The organism is Streptomyces sp. NPDC026246 (genome assembly GCF_055567995.1).
Genome location: NZ_JBVHPJ010000006.1, coordinates 187,174 through 202,457 on the forward strand (window position 1 = coordinate 187,174; position 15,284 = coordinate 202,457).

At 72.3% G+C, this 15,284-nt stretch carries 14 protein-coding genes; 4 read left to right on the top strand and 10 right to left on the bottom strand.

Annotation, left to right across the window (positions count from 1 at the left end; all coding sequences use genetic code 11):
* Positions 1-24 precede the first annotated feature (24 nt).
* Positions 25-318 (top strand): helix-turn-helix transcriptional regulator, encoded by a 294-nt coding sequence (locus ACZ4M5_RS17305; protein WP_467737598.1) that lies wholly within the window; start codon positions 25-27, stop codon positions 316-318.
* Between the two features lie 267 nt (positions 319-585).
* Positions 586-2,364 carry a S8 family peptidase gene (locus ACZ4M5_RS17310; protein ID WP_467738031.1) on the top strand — a complete coding sequence of 593 codons (1,779 nt, stop codon included), beginning with the start codon at positions 586-588 and terminating at the stop codon, positions 2,362-2,364.
* A gap of 133 nt (positions 2,365-2,497) precedes the next feature.
* Here the strand turns inward: ACZ4M5_RS17310 and ACZ4M5_RS17315 are convergent, their stop codons facing one another.
* From ACZ4M5_RS17315 to ACZ4M5_RS17330, 4 genes are all read right to left on the bottom strand, one after another.
* A complete protein-coding gene (locus ACZ4M5_RS17315; protein WP_467737600.1) occupies positions 2,498-3,937 on the bottom strand; it encodes a GH1 family beta-glucosidase in 1,440 nt (479 codons plus the stop codon).
* Between the two features lie 61 nt (positions 3,938-3,998).
* On the bottom strand, positions 3,999-4,922 hold the full coding sequence (locus tag ACZ4M5_RS17320; protein WP_451880338.1) for a carbohydrate ABC transporter permease: 924 nt from the start codon (positions 4,920-4,922) through the stop codon (positions 3,999-4,001).
* A gap of 12 nt (positions 4,923-4,934) precedes the next feature.
* Positions 4,935-5,921, bottom strand: coding sequence for a carbohydrate ABC transporter permease (locus ACZ4M5_RS17325; protein ID WP_467737602.1), 987 nt, complete (start codon positions 5,919-5,921; stop codon positions 4,935-4,937).
* 88 nt (positions 5,922-6,009) lie between these two features.
* Positions 6,010-7,320 carry an ABC transporter substrate-binding protein gene (locus tag ACZ4M5_RS17330; RefSeq protein ID WP_467737604.1) on the bottom strand — a complete coding sequence of 437 codons (1,311 nt, stop codon included), beginning with the start codon at positions 7,318-7,320 and terminating at the stop codon, positions 6,010-6,012.
* Positions 7,321-7,645: 325 nt separating this feature from the next.
* Between ACZ4M5_RS17330 and ACZ4M5_RS17335 the strand changes: the two genes are divergently transcribed.
* Complete coding sequence (locus tag ACZ4M5_RS17335) at positions 7,646-8,659, top strand: LacI family DNA-binding transcriptional regulator (protein WP_467737606.1); 1,014 nt, start codon at positions 7,646-7,648, stop codon at positions 8,657-8,659.
* A 62-nt stretch (positions 8,660-8,721) separates the two neighbouring features.
* Here the strand turns inward: ACZ4M5_RS17335 and ACZ4M5_RS17340 are convergent, their stop codons facing one another.
* A complete protein-coding gene (locus ACZ4M5_RS17340; RefSeq protein WP_467737608.1) occupies positions 8,722-9,681 on the bottom strand; it encodes an SDR family NAD(P)-dependent oxidoreductase in 960 nt (319 codons plus the stop codon).
* Between the two features lie 137 nt (positions 9,682-9,818).
* On the opposite strand from ACZ4M5_RS17340, the gene ACZ4M5_RS17345 reads away from it, so the two are divergent.
* Positions 9,819-10,412 carry a TetR/AcrR family transcriptional regulator gene (locus ACZ4M5_RS17345; RefSeq protein ID WP_467737610.1) on the top strand — a complete coding sequence of 198 codons (594 nt, stop codon included), beginning with the start codon at positions 9,819-9,821 and terminating at the stop codon, positions 10,410-10,412.
* A 10-nt stretch (positions 10,413-10,422) separates the two neighbouring features.
* On the opposite strand, the gene ACZ4M5_RS17350 is transcribed toward ACZ4M5_RS17345, so the two are convergent.
* From ACZ4M5_RS17350 to ACZ4M5_RS17370, 5 genes are read right to left on the bottom strand one after another with little or no spacing between them, the layout of a single operon-like run.
* The gene (locus tag ACZ4M5_RS17350) at positions 10,423-11,682 is read right to left on the bottom strand and encodes a kynureninase (protein WP_467737612.1); all 1,260 of its coding nucleotides are present in this window, start codon (positions 11,680-11,682) and stop codon (positions 10,423-10,425) included.
* A complete protein-coding gene (locus ACZ4M5_RS17355) occupies positions 11,679-12,527 on the bottom strand; it encodes an alpha/beta hydrolase family protein (RefSeq protein WP_467737614.1) in 849 nt (282 codons plus the stop codon). Before ACZ4M5_RS17355 ends, ACZ4M5_RS17350 begins: the two co-directional genes overlap by 4 nt.
* A complete protein-coding gene (locus tag ACZ4M5_RS17360) occupies positions 12,517-13,362 on the bottom strand; it encodes a tryptophan 2,3-dioxygenase (RefSeq protein ID WP_467737616.1) in 846 nt (281 codons plus the stop codon). The genes ACZ4M5_RS17355 and ACZ4M5_RS17360 overlap by 11 nt, the downstream gene beginning before the upstream one ends.
* Before the next feature lie 46 nt (positions 13,363-13,408).
* Positions 13,409-14,185 (bottom strand): SDR family oxidoreductase, encoded by a 777-nt coding sequence (locus ACZ4M5_RS17365; protein WP_467737618.1) that lies wholly within the window; start codon positions 14,183-14,185, stop codon positions 13,409-13,411.
* A 44-nt stretch (positions 14,186-14,229) separates the two neighbouring features.
* The gene (locus ACZ4M5_RS17370) at positions 14,230-15,261 is read right to left on the bottom strand and encodes a 2Fe-2S iron-sulfur cluster-binding protein (RefSeq protein ID WP_467737620.1); all 1,032 of its coding nucleotides are present in this window, start codon (positions 15,259-15,261) and stop codon (positions 14,230-14,232) included.
* Positions 15,262-15,284: the final 23 nt, after the last annotated feature.

The window sequence follows — 15,284 nt, forward strand, 5'->3', positions numbered from 1 at the left end:
GGTTCCTGGTCGGTGGGAGGCGTGGTGGGCAGGCGGGCCGGCTGGTCCTTCGTGACCTCGCATGCCCGGGTACTCGCCGCCGTCGCCGAGACGCCCGGCGCGCGCATCCGCGACATCGCGCACACGAGCGGGATCACCGAACGTGCCGCACATCGCGTCCTCGCCGACCTGGAGCGCGCCGGGTTCCTCACCCGGCGGCGCGTGGGTCGGCGCAACCAGTACACGGTCCACCCGGAGCGGGGCCGGTGCCACCCGTGCGAGACGGCTCTGCCGGTGCCGGCGCTCCTGGCTTTCGTCCGGCGGACCGAGCTGCCGTAGGGGCGCGGCCACGGGGACGGCTCAGCGTTCGGCCTGCGAGTCGTCGTGCGCGGTCCCGGCCGTGCCGTCGATGCGGAGTCCGGTCCCCTACTTGTCCGCTCGCGACGATCAATGCCCGTCAGGCCCTTCCCTTGTCATGCCCTCATCTGAAATGTTGCGTCGACCCATTCGACCCACGGCCCGGCCGGCGCCATCCCTTGCCCCGGGCTCTCGGAGGATGCTGTGACAACCCCCCGCACATCACCGCGCCGTCTCAGACGGTCGCTGCTGTCCGTCGCCGCCGTCGGAGCGGCCCTCGCGCTCGCCACGCCCGCCGGCGCCGCCGGCACCGGCACCGGGCTCCCGCCGGGCCCGGCCGCGGCCCGCGCCGAGTCCCGCACGGCCACCACCGCCCAGACCGCCGCCGGCTGGGTCGCCGGGACCAGGTCCTACCTGGTCATCACCACACCCGGGGACACCGCGGCCGCCCGCAGCGCCGTCTCCGCCAACGGCGGCTCGGTCTTCGCGTCCTACGACGCGATCGGTGTCGTGGTCGCCCACTCCGCCTCCGCCGGCTTCGCGACCGCCCTGCGCTCCGTCGCGGGCGTGCAGAAGGTCGGCGCGACCCGCACCTCGGACGTCCCCGCGGACGCCTACTCCCCCACCCTGCCGAGCGCTCCCCCGCAGTCGGCCACCACCCTCACCGAGACCGCACGGTGGGACATGACCCGGATCAACGCCGACAAGGCCTGGGCTGTCAGCACCGGCTCGCCGTCGGTCAAGGTCGGTGTCCTGGACACCGGAGTGGACGACCGGCACCAGGACCTCGCACCCAACTTCGACGCCGCCGACTCCGCCTCCTGCGCCTACGGCAAGGCCGACACCCGCTCCGGGGCGTGGCGTGACGTCGGCACCCACGGCACACATGTGGCGGGCACCATCGCCGCCGCGAAGAACGGCAAGGGCGTGGTCGGCGTCGCGCCGGGCGTCACCATCGCGTCGGTGCGCATAGCGGAACCCGGCACCAGCATGTTCTTCGCCGAGAACACCGTCTGCGGCTTCATGTGGGCCGGTGACCACGGCTTCGACGTCACCAACAACAGCTATTACACCGACCCGTGGATGTTCAACTGCCCCGACGACCCCGACCAGGCGGCCATCATCGAGGGTGTGCGCCGGGCCCAGGAGTACGCGGAGAGCAAGGGCTCCCTGCAGGTCGCCGCGGCCGGCAACTCCGACTACAACCTGGCCGACAAGCGGTCGGACAGCTCCAGCCCGAACGACTCGACCCCCGTCAACCGCACCATCACCAACGCCTGCGTCGACATCCCGACGGAACTGCCGGGCGTCGTGACTGTCGCGGCGATGGGCAACGGGAACATCAAGGCGTCCTACTCCAACTACGGGCGGGACGTCATCGACGTCGCGGCGCCGGGCGGCGACGGAGCGTACGGCGTCTACTCCACTCTGCCGGGCGGCAAGTACGGCAACATGAACGGCACGTCGATGGCCTCGCCGCACGTGACCGGCGTCGCCGCGCTGCTCAAGAGCGCGGACCCGGCGGCCACCCCGGCTCAGCTCCGTGAGCGGCTGGGCACCCAGGCCACGGACACGGCCTGCCCGTCCGACAGCCGCTGCACCGGCACCACGGCGAAGAACGCCTTCTTCGGCGAGGGCCAGGTCGACGCGCTGAAGGCCGTCGGCGCGACGACGCCGCCGCCCGGCCGGTACTTCGAGAACACCGCCGACGTCGCCGTCGCCGACAACGCCACCGTGGAGTCGCCGATCACGGTGACCGGCGTGACGGGCAACGCCCCGGCCGCGCTGAAGGTGGGTGTGGACGTCAAGCACACCTACCGCGGTGACCTGGTGCTGTCGCTCGTCGCCCCGGACGGGTCCGTCTACCCCCTGGAGGACTTCGCCGACGGCGACAGCGGCGACGACGTGGTGAAGACGTACACGGTCGACGCCTCCTCGGAGACCGCCTCCGGCACATGGAAGCTGCGGGTCCGCGACATCGCCACCCGGGACACCGGCCGCATCGACACCTGGAACCTGACCTTCTAGCCGAGCGCCTCGGGCAGTGCGCGGATTGCTGCTGCCCGTGGCACGACCCTGCCCCTGCTCCCCGCGGTCGCGGGGAGCAGGGGCAGGGTGCGGGGTGCGGCGTCACGCGGGGTCAGGGCGCCGCACCGGTCCGTCAGGCGCCCGGGAGGACGCCGGTGCGGGCCACCTCGGCGTACCAGCGGGCGCTGGCCTTCGGGATGCGGGTGCCGGTCGGGTAGTCGACGTACACCGCGCCGAAGCGCTTGCTGTAGCCGTGGGCCCATTCGAAGTTGTCCAGCAGGGACCACAGGAAGTAGCCGCGCACGTCCGAACCGTCCAGGATCGCCTGGTGGACGGCGGCCAGGTGGCCGCGCACATAGGCGATCCGGGCGGGGTCGTTGACCCGCCCCTCGGGGTCGGCGTAGTCGTCGAAGGCTGCGCCGTTCTCCGTGATGACCAGCGGCAGCCGCGGGAAGTCGGCGCTGAGCCGGCGCAGCAGGTCGTACAGACCGCTGGGGTCGACGGCCCAGCCCATCGCGGTGGTCTCGCCGGGCGGCTGGTGGAAGGCGACCCGGTCGGCTCCCGGCCAGGGGCTGTGGGCGCTGTTGCCGTGCCCGTCGGAGGTGTGGGTGCCGCTGCCGTCGGCCTCGGAGACCACGGTGGGGGTGTAGTAGTTGACGCCGAGGAAGTCCAGCGGCTGGTGGATCCGTGTCAGGTCGCCGTCCTGGACGAAGGACCAGTCGGTCAGTGCGGCGGTGTCCTTGAACAGGTCCTCCGGATAAGCGCCGTTCAGCATCGGGCCGGTGAACACCCGGTTGGCGAGCGCGTCGATCCGGCGGACCGCGTCCGCGTCGCCGTCCGCGGCGGTGAGCGGGCGCACGTGGTGGATGTTGAGGGTGACCGAGACCTGGGCGTCGGCGCGCAGACGGTCGCGCAGCGCCTGTACGGCGAGGCCGTGGGCCAGGTTGAGGTGGTGCGCGGCGCGCAGGGCGGCGACCGGGTCGGTGCGGCCGGGGGCGTGCACACCGGAGCCGTAGCCGAGGAAGGCGCTGCACCAGGGCTCGTTGAGCGTGGTCCAGGTCTTCACCCGGTCACCGAGGGCGTCCGCCGCGAGGGCCGCGTACTCGGCGAACCGCTCGGCCGTGGCCCGCTCGGGCCAGCCGCCCGCGTCCTCGAGTTCCTGGGGAAGGTCCCAGTGGTAGAGGGTGGCGACGGGCTGGATGCCCTTGTCGAGCAGGTCGTCCACGAGGCGCCGGTAGAAGTCCAGGCCCTTCTGCACGGCGGGGCCGCGGCCGGTGGGCTGGATGCGGGGCCAGGCCAGGGAGAAACGGTAGGCGCCCAGGCCGAGTTCGGCCATGAGGGCGACGTCCTCGCGTCGGCGGTGGTAGTGGTCGGTGGCCGTGTCGCCGGTGTCGCCGTTGCGGACCCGGCCGGGTGTGCGGGCGTAGGTGTCCCAGATGGACGGTGTCCTGCCGTCCTCGGCGGCTGCTCCTTCGATCTGGTAGGAGGCGGTGGCGGAGCCCCAGAGGAAGCCCTTGGGGAAGGTGCGGGCGGCGTCCGGGGCGGACGCGGTCTGCTGTGCTGCGGTGACCACGTAAGTCCTTTCGGGATGAGGGGAGTTCGCAAGCGTGTGGCCTGGTGGGGACGGGGCGGACTCAGCCCTTGACCGCGCCCGCCATGATGCCGCTGACGATCTGGCGGCCGAAGACGATGAACATCGCCAGGAGCGGCAGCGTGCCGAGCAGCGCGCCGGCCATGATCAGCGACTGGTCGCGGACGTAGCCCGCGCTGAGCTGGGTCAGGGCGACGGGCACGGTGGGGTTGGTCATGTCGAGGACCACGAACGGCCAGAAGAAGTCGTTCCAGGCGTGCACGAACGTGATCATGAACAGGACGGCCATCGCGGGGCGGGCGACGGGCAGCACGATGCTCCAGAAGATCCGCAGCGAGTGCGCCCCGTCCACGCGCCCGGCCTCGACGAGTTCGTCCGGCAGGGCCTCCGACAGGTACTGCCGCATGAAGAACACACCCACCGCGCTCACCAGCGTCGGGAAGATGACGGCGGGCAGCTGCTGCGACCAGCCGAGCTCGGCCATCATCATGAACAGCGGTACGACACCGAGCTGCGGCGGCACGAGCATGGTGCCGATGACCAGCATGAGCAGGGCATTGCGCCCCTTGAACCGCAGTTTGGCGAAGGCGAATCCGGCGAGCGTCGCGAACAGCACCGTGGACAGGGCGATCACCCCGGCCACGATGAGGCTGTTGATCATCGCCTTGCCCATCGCCGCCTCGTCCCAGGCACGGGCGAGGTTGCTGAACAGGTTCGGTCCGGGCAGGAACGGCGGCGGGGTCTGGCTGACCCGGGTGTTGTCCGTGGAGGCGGCGACCATCGTCCAGTACAGCGGGAAGATCGACAGCACGGCCATGACGGCGAGCAGGACGTAGGTGAGGGGACCGGCGTGGTGCTGGCGGCCGGCCCGCTGGCGCAGCAGCCGGCGGCCCCCGCGGCCGACGGTCTTCTCGGGTGAGGCCGGGCCCGCGGTGTCCGTCCGGGCCGGGAGACTGTGAGTGGTCATGGTGACTCCGGGTCAGGACGCACGGGAACGGACGCGCTTGACGACGCGCTGGACGAGGAAGACGAGGACAAGCAGCAGGAACATGGCCCAGGCGACGGTCGCGGACCGGCCCATCTGGTAGTTCTTCCAGCCCTCCTCGTACAGCAGCAGGCCCAGGGTCTGGTACTGGTTGTCCGCGCCGCCGCTGACGCCGTTGGGTCCCTGGCCGAAGATCAGCGGCTCCCCGAACAGCTGCGTGGCGCCGATCGTGGAGAGCACGATCGTGAAGACGATCGTGGAACGGATCCCGGGGACCGTGACATGGGTGAACTGCTGCCACCGGGAGGCGCCGTCGAGCGAGGCGGCCTCGTAGCGGTCGGCGGGGATGGCCTGCATGGCGGCCAGGTAGAGCAGCGCGTTGTAGCCGGTCCAGCGCCAGATCACGATGGTGGAGATGGCCACCTGGGCGGGCCACTTGTCGGCCTCCCAGTCCACGGGGTCGATCCCGACCGAGCCGAGCGCCCAGTTGATCATGCCGAAGTCGCGCTCGAAGATCATGGTGAAGACGAGGGCGGCCGCGGCGACCGACGTGGCGTAGGGCACCAGTGAGGCCACGCGGAAGAACAGCGAGCCGCGCATCCGGTAGTTGAGCAGGTGCGCCAGGCCGAGGGCCATCAGCAGCTGCGGCACGGTGGAGATCACGCCGATGGTGATCGTGTTCTGCAGCGCGTTCCAGAACCGGGAATCGCCCCACAGCTCGACGTAGTTGTCGAAGGCCACCCACTCCATGACGTCGAGGGTGGCCAGTTCGACGTCGTGCAGGGAGATCCATGACGTGTAGACGAGCGGGTAGAAGCTGAACGCGGCGAAGACCACGAAGAACGGCGCGACGAAGACGTACGGGGCACCCTTGATGTCGAGCCGGTGCAGGAGCGCGCCGCGCCGCCGGGCGGTGCCTTCCCGCGGAGGCGGCCCCGCGGGCTCGTCCCCGGTCAGGGCCTTGGTGGTGGAGATGGCCACCGGACTTCCTTCCTGAGAGCGGTTGGGTGAGCCGGCCGTCCGGGCCCGGCCGCGGCGGGCGGGCCCGGACGGCCGCGGGGGCCGGGGGTCAGCCGACCGCCTTCTCGATGCGCTCCGCGGTGGTCTCCCACGCCTTGTCCCGGGCCGTGCCCTGCTGCTCGATCAGCGTCAGACCCTGGGAGAAGGTGTCCTTGATCGTGCCGTCCTTGCGGCCGAGGACCTGCTTGTCGGGGATCTCCTGAGCCGCGGCCCCGAAGATCCGGCCGATCGGCGCGCCGCTGAAGTACCCCGACTTGGCGTCCTTCACCTCGGGGCTGTCCAGCGCCTGGCGCGAGGAGGGGATGTTGCCGATCTCCTGGAAGATGTGGGCCTGCTGCTCGGGGGCGGTCAGCCAGGCGACGAGCTTCTTGGCCTCCTCCTTGACCGGGCTCTGCTCGACGACGCCGAGGAAGGACCCGCCCCAGTTGGCGCCCTGGGGAGCCTTGGCCACGTCCCACTTGCCCTTGTTCGCCGGTCCGGCCTTCTCGCTGATGTGGCTCAGCATCCAGGCCGGGCACACGGCCGTGGCGAACGTGCCGTTGGCCAGACCCGGGTCCCAACCGGGCTGGAACTGGCGGAGCTTGGCCGTCAGGCCGTCCTCCGCAGCGTCTGCGGCCAGAGCCCACGCCTGCTTGACGGCCGGGTTGCTGTCGTAGATCAGCTCACCCTTCTCGTCGTAGAACTGCTCGGAGTTGCCGTAGATCATGGCGTTGAACAGGCCGCTGGCCGCGTCCATGTACGCGACGCCGTCGCCCTTGAAGTCCTTCTTGAAGGTGCGGCCGACCTCGACGTACTTCTTCCAGTCGCCTTCCCAGAGTTTCGCGACCTCGTCGCGGTCGGTGGGCAGGCCGGCCTTCCCGAAGTAGTCCTTGCGGTAGCAGACGGCCATCGGCCCGATGTCGGTGCCGAGGCCGAGCACCTTGCCGTCACCGGTGCTGATCTGCGATTCCTTCCACGGAAGGAAGTGGTCGGTGCCCTCCGCCCCGGAGAAGTCGGCGAACTTGTCCGCCTGCGTCTCGGTGATCTCCTTGGCCCGGCCGATCTCGATGCCCTGGATGTCCTTCAGGCCCTTGCCGGCGGCGAGCCTGGTCTGCAGGGCGGTGTAGTACGTCTGCTCGTCGCCGGCGATCTCGGCCTTGATGTCGACGTCGGGGTTCTCCTTCTCGTACTGCTCGAGAAGACCGGTCTCCTTCAGGCCCATCACCCCGTACAAGCCCATGGTGATGGTGACCTTGCCGTTCTTCTTGCCGCCGCCGGTGGCGGAGTCGTCGCTGCCGCCGCAGCCGACCACGAGCGCCAGCGCGCCGGCGGTCGCGGCCGCCGCCACCGCCCTTCTGCGCAACGAACCGGAAGTGCTCATGGATGTCCTCCTAGCGACGGCGCCGCCCCGTCGACGGCGACGAGTGCTGCGCTGGCCGCGGTCATGACCGCAGCGCTGAGTTCGGGATGGTTTGTCAGGGTGGGAACGTGCCCACTCGCGGGTGGGTACGTTCCCACCGGGGCGCCTCGAAGACTCGTATGAGTGGACGGATCTGTCAATGACTTGAACACAAGTCGTTGCTGCGCGGCCGGAGGTGCGGTGCGGGCCGCCCGTCCGGGCAGTGCCCCCCGCGGCGCCCGGATCTGCAAGAATTGCGCAGGTCACCTCCGCGGCATCCGCCGCCGCGGCGCCGAGGGGGGAGCACATGACCGGCAACCGCCGTCCAACGATCAAAACGGTCGCCGCCCGCGCCGGCGTGGGCCGCACGACGGTCTCCCGTGTCGTCAACGGTTCGGACCTGGTCAGCGCCGATGCCCGCGCCCGGGTGCTCGCGGCGATCAAGGAGCTCAACTACGTCCCGAACTCCGTCGCCCGCGGCCTGGTGACCAACCGCACCGACGCCGTGGCCCTGGTGATCCCCGAGTCGGAGAGCCGGCTCGGCTCGGAGCCGTTCTTCGCCGCGATCATCCGCGGCGTCAGCGGCGCGTGCGCGGAGAGCCGCATCCAGTTGCAGCTGATGCTCGTGCGCGACGAGGCCGAACGCGACCAGCTGGCCGAGTCGGTGGCGACCCGCCGGGTGGACGGTGTGCTGCTGGTCTCCGTGCACTCCGGCGACCGGCTGCCGGGCATGCTGGAGGAGATGGGACTGCCCACCGTCCTGGCCGGCCGCCGCGACGCGGGCGAGCAGCTGAGCTACGTCAACGCGGACAACGCCGGCGGCGCCGCCGAGGCGGTGCGGCATCTGCTGGGGCGCGGACGGCGGCGGGTGGCCACGATCACCGGCCCGCTGGACATGGACGTGGGCCGCAGCCGGCTCTCCGGCTGGCGTGCCGCGCACCGGGAGGCGGGCGTCGCCGCGCCGGATCTCCTCGTCGAGACGGGCGACTTCACCGAGGAGGGGGGTGCTCACGCCATGCGTTTGCTTCTTGAACGCGTCCCCGACCTGGACGCCGTCTTCGCCGCCTCCGACCTCATGGCGGTCGGCGCCCTGGCCGAACTGCGCCGGTGGAGGAGGCGGGTGCCGGAGGACGTCGCCGTCGTCGGGTTCGAGGACTCCGTCCTCGCCCGCCACACCAACCCCCCGCTGACGACCGTGCGTCAGCCGGTGGAGGAACTGGGCCGGACGATGGCCCGCATCCTCACCGACATCACGCGGCAGGGCGCGGACCGCCGGCAGATCACTCTGCCGACGGAGCTGGTGGTGCGCGAGTCCTCCTGACCCCGCGACCGCCCTCCGCGCAGCGGCGGTTCACCGGCCCGCGGGGCTGTCACCTCCCGGGGTCAGTCGCGCATGCCCAGGGTCTGCAGGGAAACCTGCCACAGCCGGGCCGCCGCCTCCGGGTCCAGGGCGTGGTCGGCGACGCCGGTGCGGGCGCCGAGCTGCCCGCGGACCGCCTCGTTGCAGTCCTCGAAGTAGCGCCCGCTGACACCCTCCAGCAGCGGCGAGGCGGCCAGCAGCACGGAGGTCGCCGCACCCTGCTCCGTCGTCTTCCAGCGCAGCTCCGTACCTCCCGCGGCCTGGGCGCGCAGCCGGGCGAGTTCCTCCTCGGAGACGTGACGCTGGAGGTTGGTGCGGATCCCGCCGGGCATGAGCGCGTTGACGGTGATGCCGTCCGCCGCCCAGCGCTCGGCGCCCTCGACCGCGAACAGGACGTTGGCCGTCTTCGACTGACCGTAGGCGGACCAGGGTTCGTAGGGGCGCTCGCGGAAGTGGATGTCGTCGAAGACGACGCCGGAGCGGTGGTGGGCGCTGGAGCTGACGGCCACGACACGGGCCCCGTCCCGGGCCAGGGCCGGGTGCAGGCCGGTGGCCAGGGCGAAGTGCCCGAGGTGGTTGGTGGCGAACTGGAGCTCCCAGCCCTCCGGAGTGCGCAGCTCCGGGGAGGCCATCACTCCGGCGTTGTTGACCAGGATGTGCAGGGGTCCGTCCCAGGCGGCGACGAACGCGGCGACGGAGGCCTGGTCGGCCAGGTCGAGGGCTGCGACGTGGACGTCGGTGTTGCCGGTGGTGGCGATGACGTCCTGCGCGGTGCGCCGCCCGGCGGCGGTGTCGCGGACGGCGAGGGTGACCTGCGCGCCCGCGGAGGCCAGGGCGCGCACGGTCTCCACGCCGATGCCGGAGGCGCCGCCGGTGACGACGGCGCGGCGGCCGGCCAGGTCGACGCCCTCGACGACTTCTGCTGCGGTGGTCTGCGCGCCGAAGGGGGTGGTGAGACGCGTGGGGGAAGTGCTGGGGTTCATGGTGGGTCCCGTCTGGCTGCGTGCCTGAAGCTGGGCGCGGAGGACGGCGGGGCCGGTACAGTGAGAACCGGAGGGTCCTCCGCATACCTCGAGAGTAAGCGGAGGATGCTCCGTTTGCAACCAGAGGAGGAGGAGTCGTGACCGCCGACCCCCGGCCGCTGCGCGCCGACGCGCGCCGCAACCGCGACCGACTGATCGAGGTGGCCGCCCGGGCGTTCGCCCAGGACGGGACGAACGTGACGCTCGGCTCGGTGGCCAAGGAGGCGGGGGTGGGCATCGGCACGCTCTACCGCCACTTCGCCACCCGCGAGGAGCTCGTCGAGGCGGTCTACCGCAGTGAGCTGGAGAAGCTGTGCGCGTCCGCCTCGGAGCTGCTGCGCACCGAGGAACCCGACGCCGCGCTGCGCGCCTGGATGGACGGCTTCGTCCGCTACATGACCACCAAGCGCGGGATGTCGGAGGCCTTGCGTGCCGTCATCGCGGGCGGAAGCGATCCCTTCTCCCGGAGCAGGGCGATGCTGACCGCCGCGATCACCGAGCTGCTCGACTCCGGCCGGGAGGCGGGACTGGTGCGCGACGACATCGAACCGGACGACGTGCTCTTCAGCCTCAGCGGACTGTCCCTCGCCGCCACGACGCCCGAGCACCACACGCGGATGGCCCGGCTGCTGGACCTCCTGATGGACGGGTTGCGCCGCCACGGCCCCCCGGAGCGGACGAGCAGCCGGTGAGCCGTTTCCCTCAGGTCACCGGTCCCGCGGCCGGTGGTGCCGGGTCGTAGGCGGCGTCCCGGGCGAGGTCGCGCAGGCGGAGAGCGGCGGTGAGCATGTCCCGGTGGCTGGTGTAGAGCGCGTTGACCCCGAAGCGCAGCAGGTCGGGTGCGCGCATGTCGGCGACGACGCCGTGCTCCGCGAGGGCGGCCACCAGTCCGCGGGCGTGGGGGTGGCGGAGGCTGACCTGGCTGCCGCGGCGTCCCGGGTCGGCCGGGGTGACGGAGGTGAAGCCCGAGGGGACCAGCAGCTCGTCCGCACAGCGCAGGAAGAAGCCCGTCAGGGACAGGCTCTTGTCACGGACCTGCTGCATGTCGACGCCGTCGAAGGCGGTCAGCGCCGCCTCCAGGGCGAGCAGGGACAGGATCGGCGGGGTTCCGATCCGGGCGCGGGCGATGCCGGGGGCGGGCGTGTAGGCGTCGCCGAGCGCGAACGGGTCGGCGTGGCCGGTCCACCCGGGCAACGGCGTCTCCAGCGCGGCGTGATGGCGCCGCGCCACGTACAGGAAGGCGGGTGCGCCGGGCCCGCCGGAGAGGAACTTGTAGCCGCAGCCGACGGCCAGGTCGACGCCGGCCCCGTCGACGTCCAGGGGAAGGGCGCCGGCCGCGTGGCACAGGTCCCAGAGCGCCAGCGCCCCGGCGTCGTGGACGGCCCGGGTCAGCGCCCGCAGGTCGTACAGCTCGCCGGTGCGGAAGTCGACGGGCGTGTAGCTGACGACGGCGACCCGGTGGCCCTCGGCGGCGAGGAACGACGGCAGGGCGGCCGGTGGCACCCGCCGCACGGTCAGGTTCCTGCGCCGGGCGACCGCGTCCGCCAGATAGCGGTCCGTCGGGAAGTGCCCGGGGTCGGTGACCAGGAGCGGGCGGTCGGGGCGGAGCGCGGCCGCGGCGTCGAGCGCGGTGAACAACTGCACGCTGGTGGAGTCGCCCGCGACGGTCTGCCCGGGGGCGGCCCCGATGAGGGCGCCGACGGTGTCCCCGACCCGCAGGGGCGCCTGCCACCAGCCGGCCGCGTTCCACGAGCCGATGAGCCCCGTGGCCCACTGGCGGCGCACGGCGTCGTCGAGGGCCGCGGGCACGGCCGCGGGCAGCGGGCCCAGGGAGTTGCCGTCGAGGTACACGATGTCGGGCGGCAGCAGGAAACGCGCGCGGAGGGCGGCCAGGGGGTCGTCGGCGTCGAGTTGTTCGGCTTGCTCGTGCAGGCCGGCCGGTGCGGACAGTGCGGTGGTCATCGGTGTGCGGCCTCCTCGCCCGCACGGCCGGAGTCCTTCGGGGGGAAGGCGGCCGCCATGTCCCGGAGGGTGTCGGCGACCGCGCGGGCGCCGGGTGCCCCGGGTTCGATGAGGGTGTAGTGGCCGGTACCGGGCAGGACGACGGTCCTGAGGTCGCGGTGCACGGCCGCGTAGTCGCTGAACTGGGTGAGCGGGACCTCCTCGTCGGCCGCCCCGTGCAGCAGCACGGTGGGGACACCCGTGGAGCCGGCGTCGCGCAGCAGGGTGAGCGGGTCGACTTCGCGCAGCCGCTCCGCGAAAGCGGCCTCTCCGCCGAGGAGTTGCAGGGCTGCGCCGTTGCTGAGGTCGTCGCGGCGGGTGGCGGTCAGGTCGGTGATCGGTGCGAGGGCGAGCACGCTCGTCGGGAGGGTGCGGGTGTGCCAGCGCGAGCGCTCGGGCAGCAGGCCGCGGGCGGCACACCACAGCGCCAGGTGCCCGCCGGAGCAGTGGCCCGCGAGGACGTACGGGCGCCCCTCGGGCAGGGTGTCGACGATGCGGGCGACGTCGTCGAAGGTCTCGGGGTAGCCGCCCGCGCCGCCGGAACGGCGGAAGCCGGGCAGCAGGACGTCGAAGCCCTGCCGGGAGAGGTAGGCCGCGAACGGCGTCAGGTGCATGCGGTCGTAGCGCCAGTAGCCGCCGTGCAGCAGCACGACCAGCGGGGCGTCGGGGTCGTCGGACGGCCAGGCGTCGTAGGACTGGTGGGGGTGGTCGCCGTAGCGGCCGTGCACCGGCGCCAGCACCGGTTTCAGGCTCAGGACCCGCTGTTCCTCCTCGGCGGCGAAGGCGGAGATCGCCCTAGACGTCACCGCGCACCTCCCACAGTTCGGGGAAGACCGGGCGTGCCGCACGGCGTTCCAGCCAGGCGAGTCCGGCCGACCCGGCACTGCCCGCTTTCGCGCCCATGGCGCGGCGCACCACCAGGATGTGCTCGAACCGCCAGCGCGTGACCAGTTCGGCGATGTCGGTGAGGAGTTCGCCCAGTGCGAGGTGGGGGTGGTGCTGCGGTCCGGCGTAGACGTGCCGCCAGGTGGCCACGACCCCGGGGTCGCGGGTGTAGGGGCGGGTGACGTCCCGCTCGAGGACGTGCCGGGGAACGGGCAGTCCCTGGCGGTGGAGGTGGGCCAGCACCTCGTCGTACAGGGACGGTTCACGGTAGGTCTCGCCCAGCGCCTCGTGCACGGCCGGGTCGCCGCGGTGGGCGCGCAGCAGTCCGGCGGACTTGTCACCGAGGAGGAACTCCAGATGCCGGTACATGGCCGACTGGAACCCGGACGCCCGACCGAACGCGGCCCTGAAGCCGTTGAACTGGGCGGGGGTCAGTGCGGCGATGGGCGCCCAGGCGCCGTTGAGCGCGGTCAGCGCGCGGCGGCTGCGGGTGAGGGCGTCCATGGCCGCGGCCGGGTCGTCCTTGGCGAACGCCACCTTGGCCGTGCGCCACTCGTGCACGATCAGGGTGAACCACAGTTCCATCACCTGGGTGGTGACCAGGAAACCCATCTCGTCCGGGGCTTCGGTGAGCGGGTGCTGCAGGGTGTTGAGGACGGACGCGTGCACATACGTGTCGTAGGGGCTCGCGCCGGAGAAGGGGCGGGTCAGTTCGTCGTCCACCGGATCGTCGAGGGCGGGCGTGCCGTGGTTCATCGCATCTCCTTGGGAAGCCGGCCGGTCGGGGCCGGGTGGCTCGGGGTCACACACCGAGGTGGGCGCCGCCGGAGGCGTCGATCCACTGGCCGGTCACCCAGCGGGCGTCGTCGCTCGCGACGAAGGAGACGACGTCGGCGATGTCCACCGGGTCGCCGAGCCGCTTGAAGACGGAGGCCTCGGAGTACCTGCGGCGGATCTCCGGGATGCTCAGCGTGGGATTGATCTCCGTCTCGGTGTAGCCGGGCGCGACGGCGTTGACGGTGATGCCCCGGGAACCCAGCTCCTGGGCTAGGGAGAGGGTGAGGTAGTCGAGGGCGGCCTTGGTCATGGTGTACGAGACGATCGGAGGGAAGGCGACGCGGGTCGCGACGGAGGAGATGTTGATGATCCGCCCGCCGTCGCGCAGCCGTTCCAGTCCTCGCTGGATGACGAAGAACGGCGCCTTGGTGTTGATGGCGAAGACCCGGTCGTAGTCGGCCTCGGTGACCTGCGCGAACGGCCGCGGGAGGGTGATGCCGGCGTTGTTGACGAGGATGTCCAGTCCCTCGGGGCCGCCGTGAGCGGCCGTGGCGCGGTCGAAGGCGGCCCACAGGGTGTCGGCGTCGCCGGGCACGCCCAGTTCCGCGTGCACCGGGAAGGCACGCCCGCCGTCGGCCTCGATCTCCTTGACGGTGCGCTCGGCGGCCGCCTCGTCGTGGCCGTAGTGGACCGCCACCAGGGCGCCCTCCTGGGCGAGTCGGCGGCTGACGGCTCTGCCGATGCCCCGGCTGCCGCCGGTGACCAGGGCGGTCTTCCCTTCGTGGCGTGCGGTGGTGGTCAAGGTGGTTCTCCTTCGTGGTGGTGAGGCGCGACCGGGGGCGGTCCTCAGGCGTCGAAGTCGAGGGTGACCTCGGGGGTGTGGGGGCGGGCCCGGCAGACGAGCGTGTAACCGGCGGCGAGGTCCCGGTCGTCCAGGGCGTGCTGGGCGTCGGCCGTCACCTGCCCGGACAGGACCTTGGCCCGGCAACTGCCGCACACGCCCTCGCGGCAGGCGTAGGGCACGTCGGGATGGGCACGCACCAGGGCGTCGAGGAGGGACAGGTCCCCGGGCCGGACGGCGGCGACGCGGCGGCGCCCGTCGAGCACGGCGCTGACCCGGGCCTCCTCCACCGCGGGCACCGGTCCGGGCGCCGGCGTGCGGGGTTCGCCCGGTGAGTGGGGTGCCGACGTCGTGAAGAGTTCCCAGCGGACGAGCGCGGGGTCCGCGCCCCAGTCCGCCAGGGCCCGGCGCGCGGTGTGCAGGAGCCCGGGCGGGCCGCACAGGGCGAACGCCGTGTCCGGGCCGGGCCGGGCACCGAGCACCGCCAGCAGGTGGCGCAGCCCGGCCGCGTCGAGCCGTCGCGCGAGCGGTCCGTCCGCGCTCCCCCGGTCCTCTCGGGTCAGCACGTGCAGGACGGTGAGCCGGTCGACGAACTCGTCCTTCAGTCGGGCCAGTTCGTCGGCCAGCACGGCGTCGGCGGAGGTGGGGACGGAGTGGATCAGGCTGACCCGGCAGGCCGGGTCCCGGCGCAGGGCGTGGGCGGCCATCGGCGCCAGCGGGGTGACACCGGAGCCGCCTGCGAGGAGCACGTGGTGGCCGCCGCGCGGTAGCTCCGGCAAGGCGAACGAGCCGGCAGGCGTGGAGAGTTCGAGCCGGTCGCCGGTCCCGAGACGGCTGGTGGCATACGCGCCGAAGCCGTCGGGGCTGCCGCGTTTGATCACGAGGCGCAGCGCGTCGGGGTCGTCGGGGGGCGGGCACAGCGAGTAGCTGCGGCGCAGTTCGCCGCCGGCGCGACGGTGCCGGACGACGACGTGCTGACCCGGGTGGTGGGCGAAGGCAGCGCGCAGGGCTGCCGGCACCTCGAGCGTGACGGCCACCGTGTCGGCCGTCGGGCGGTGGA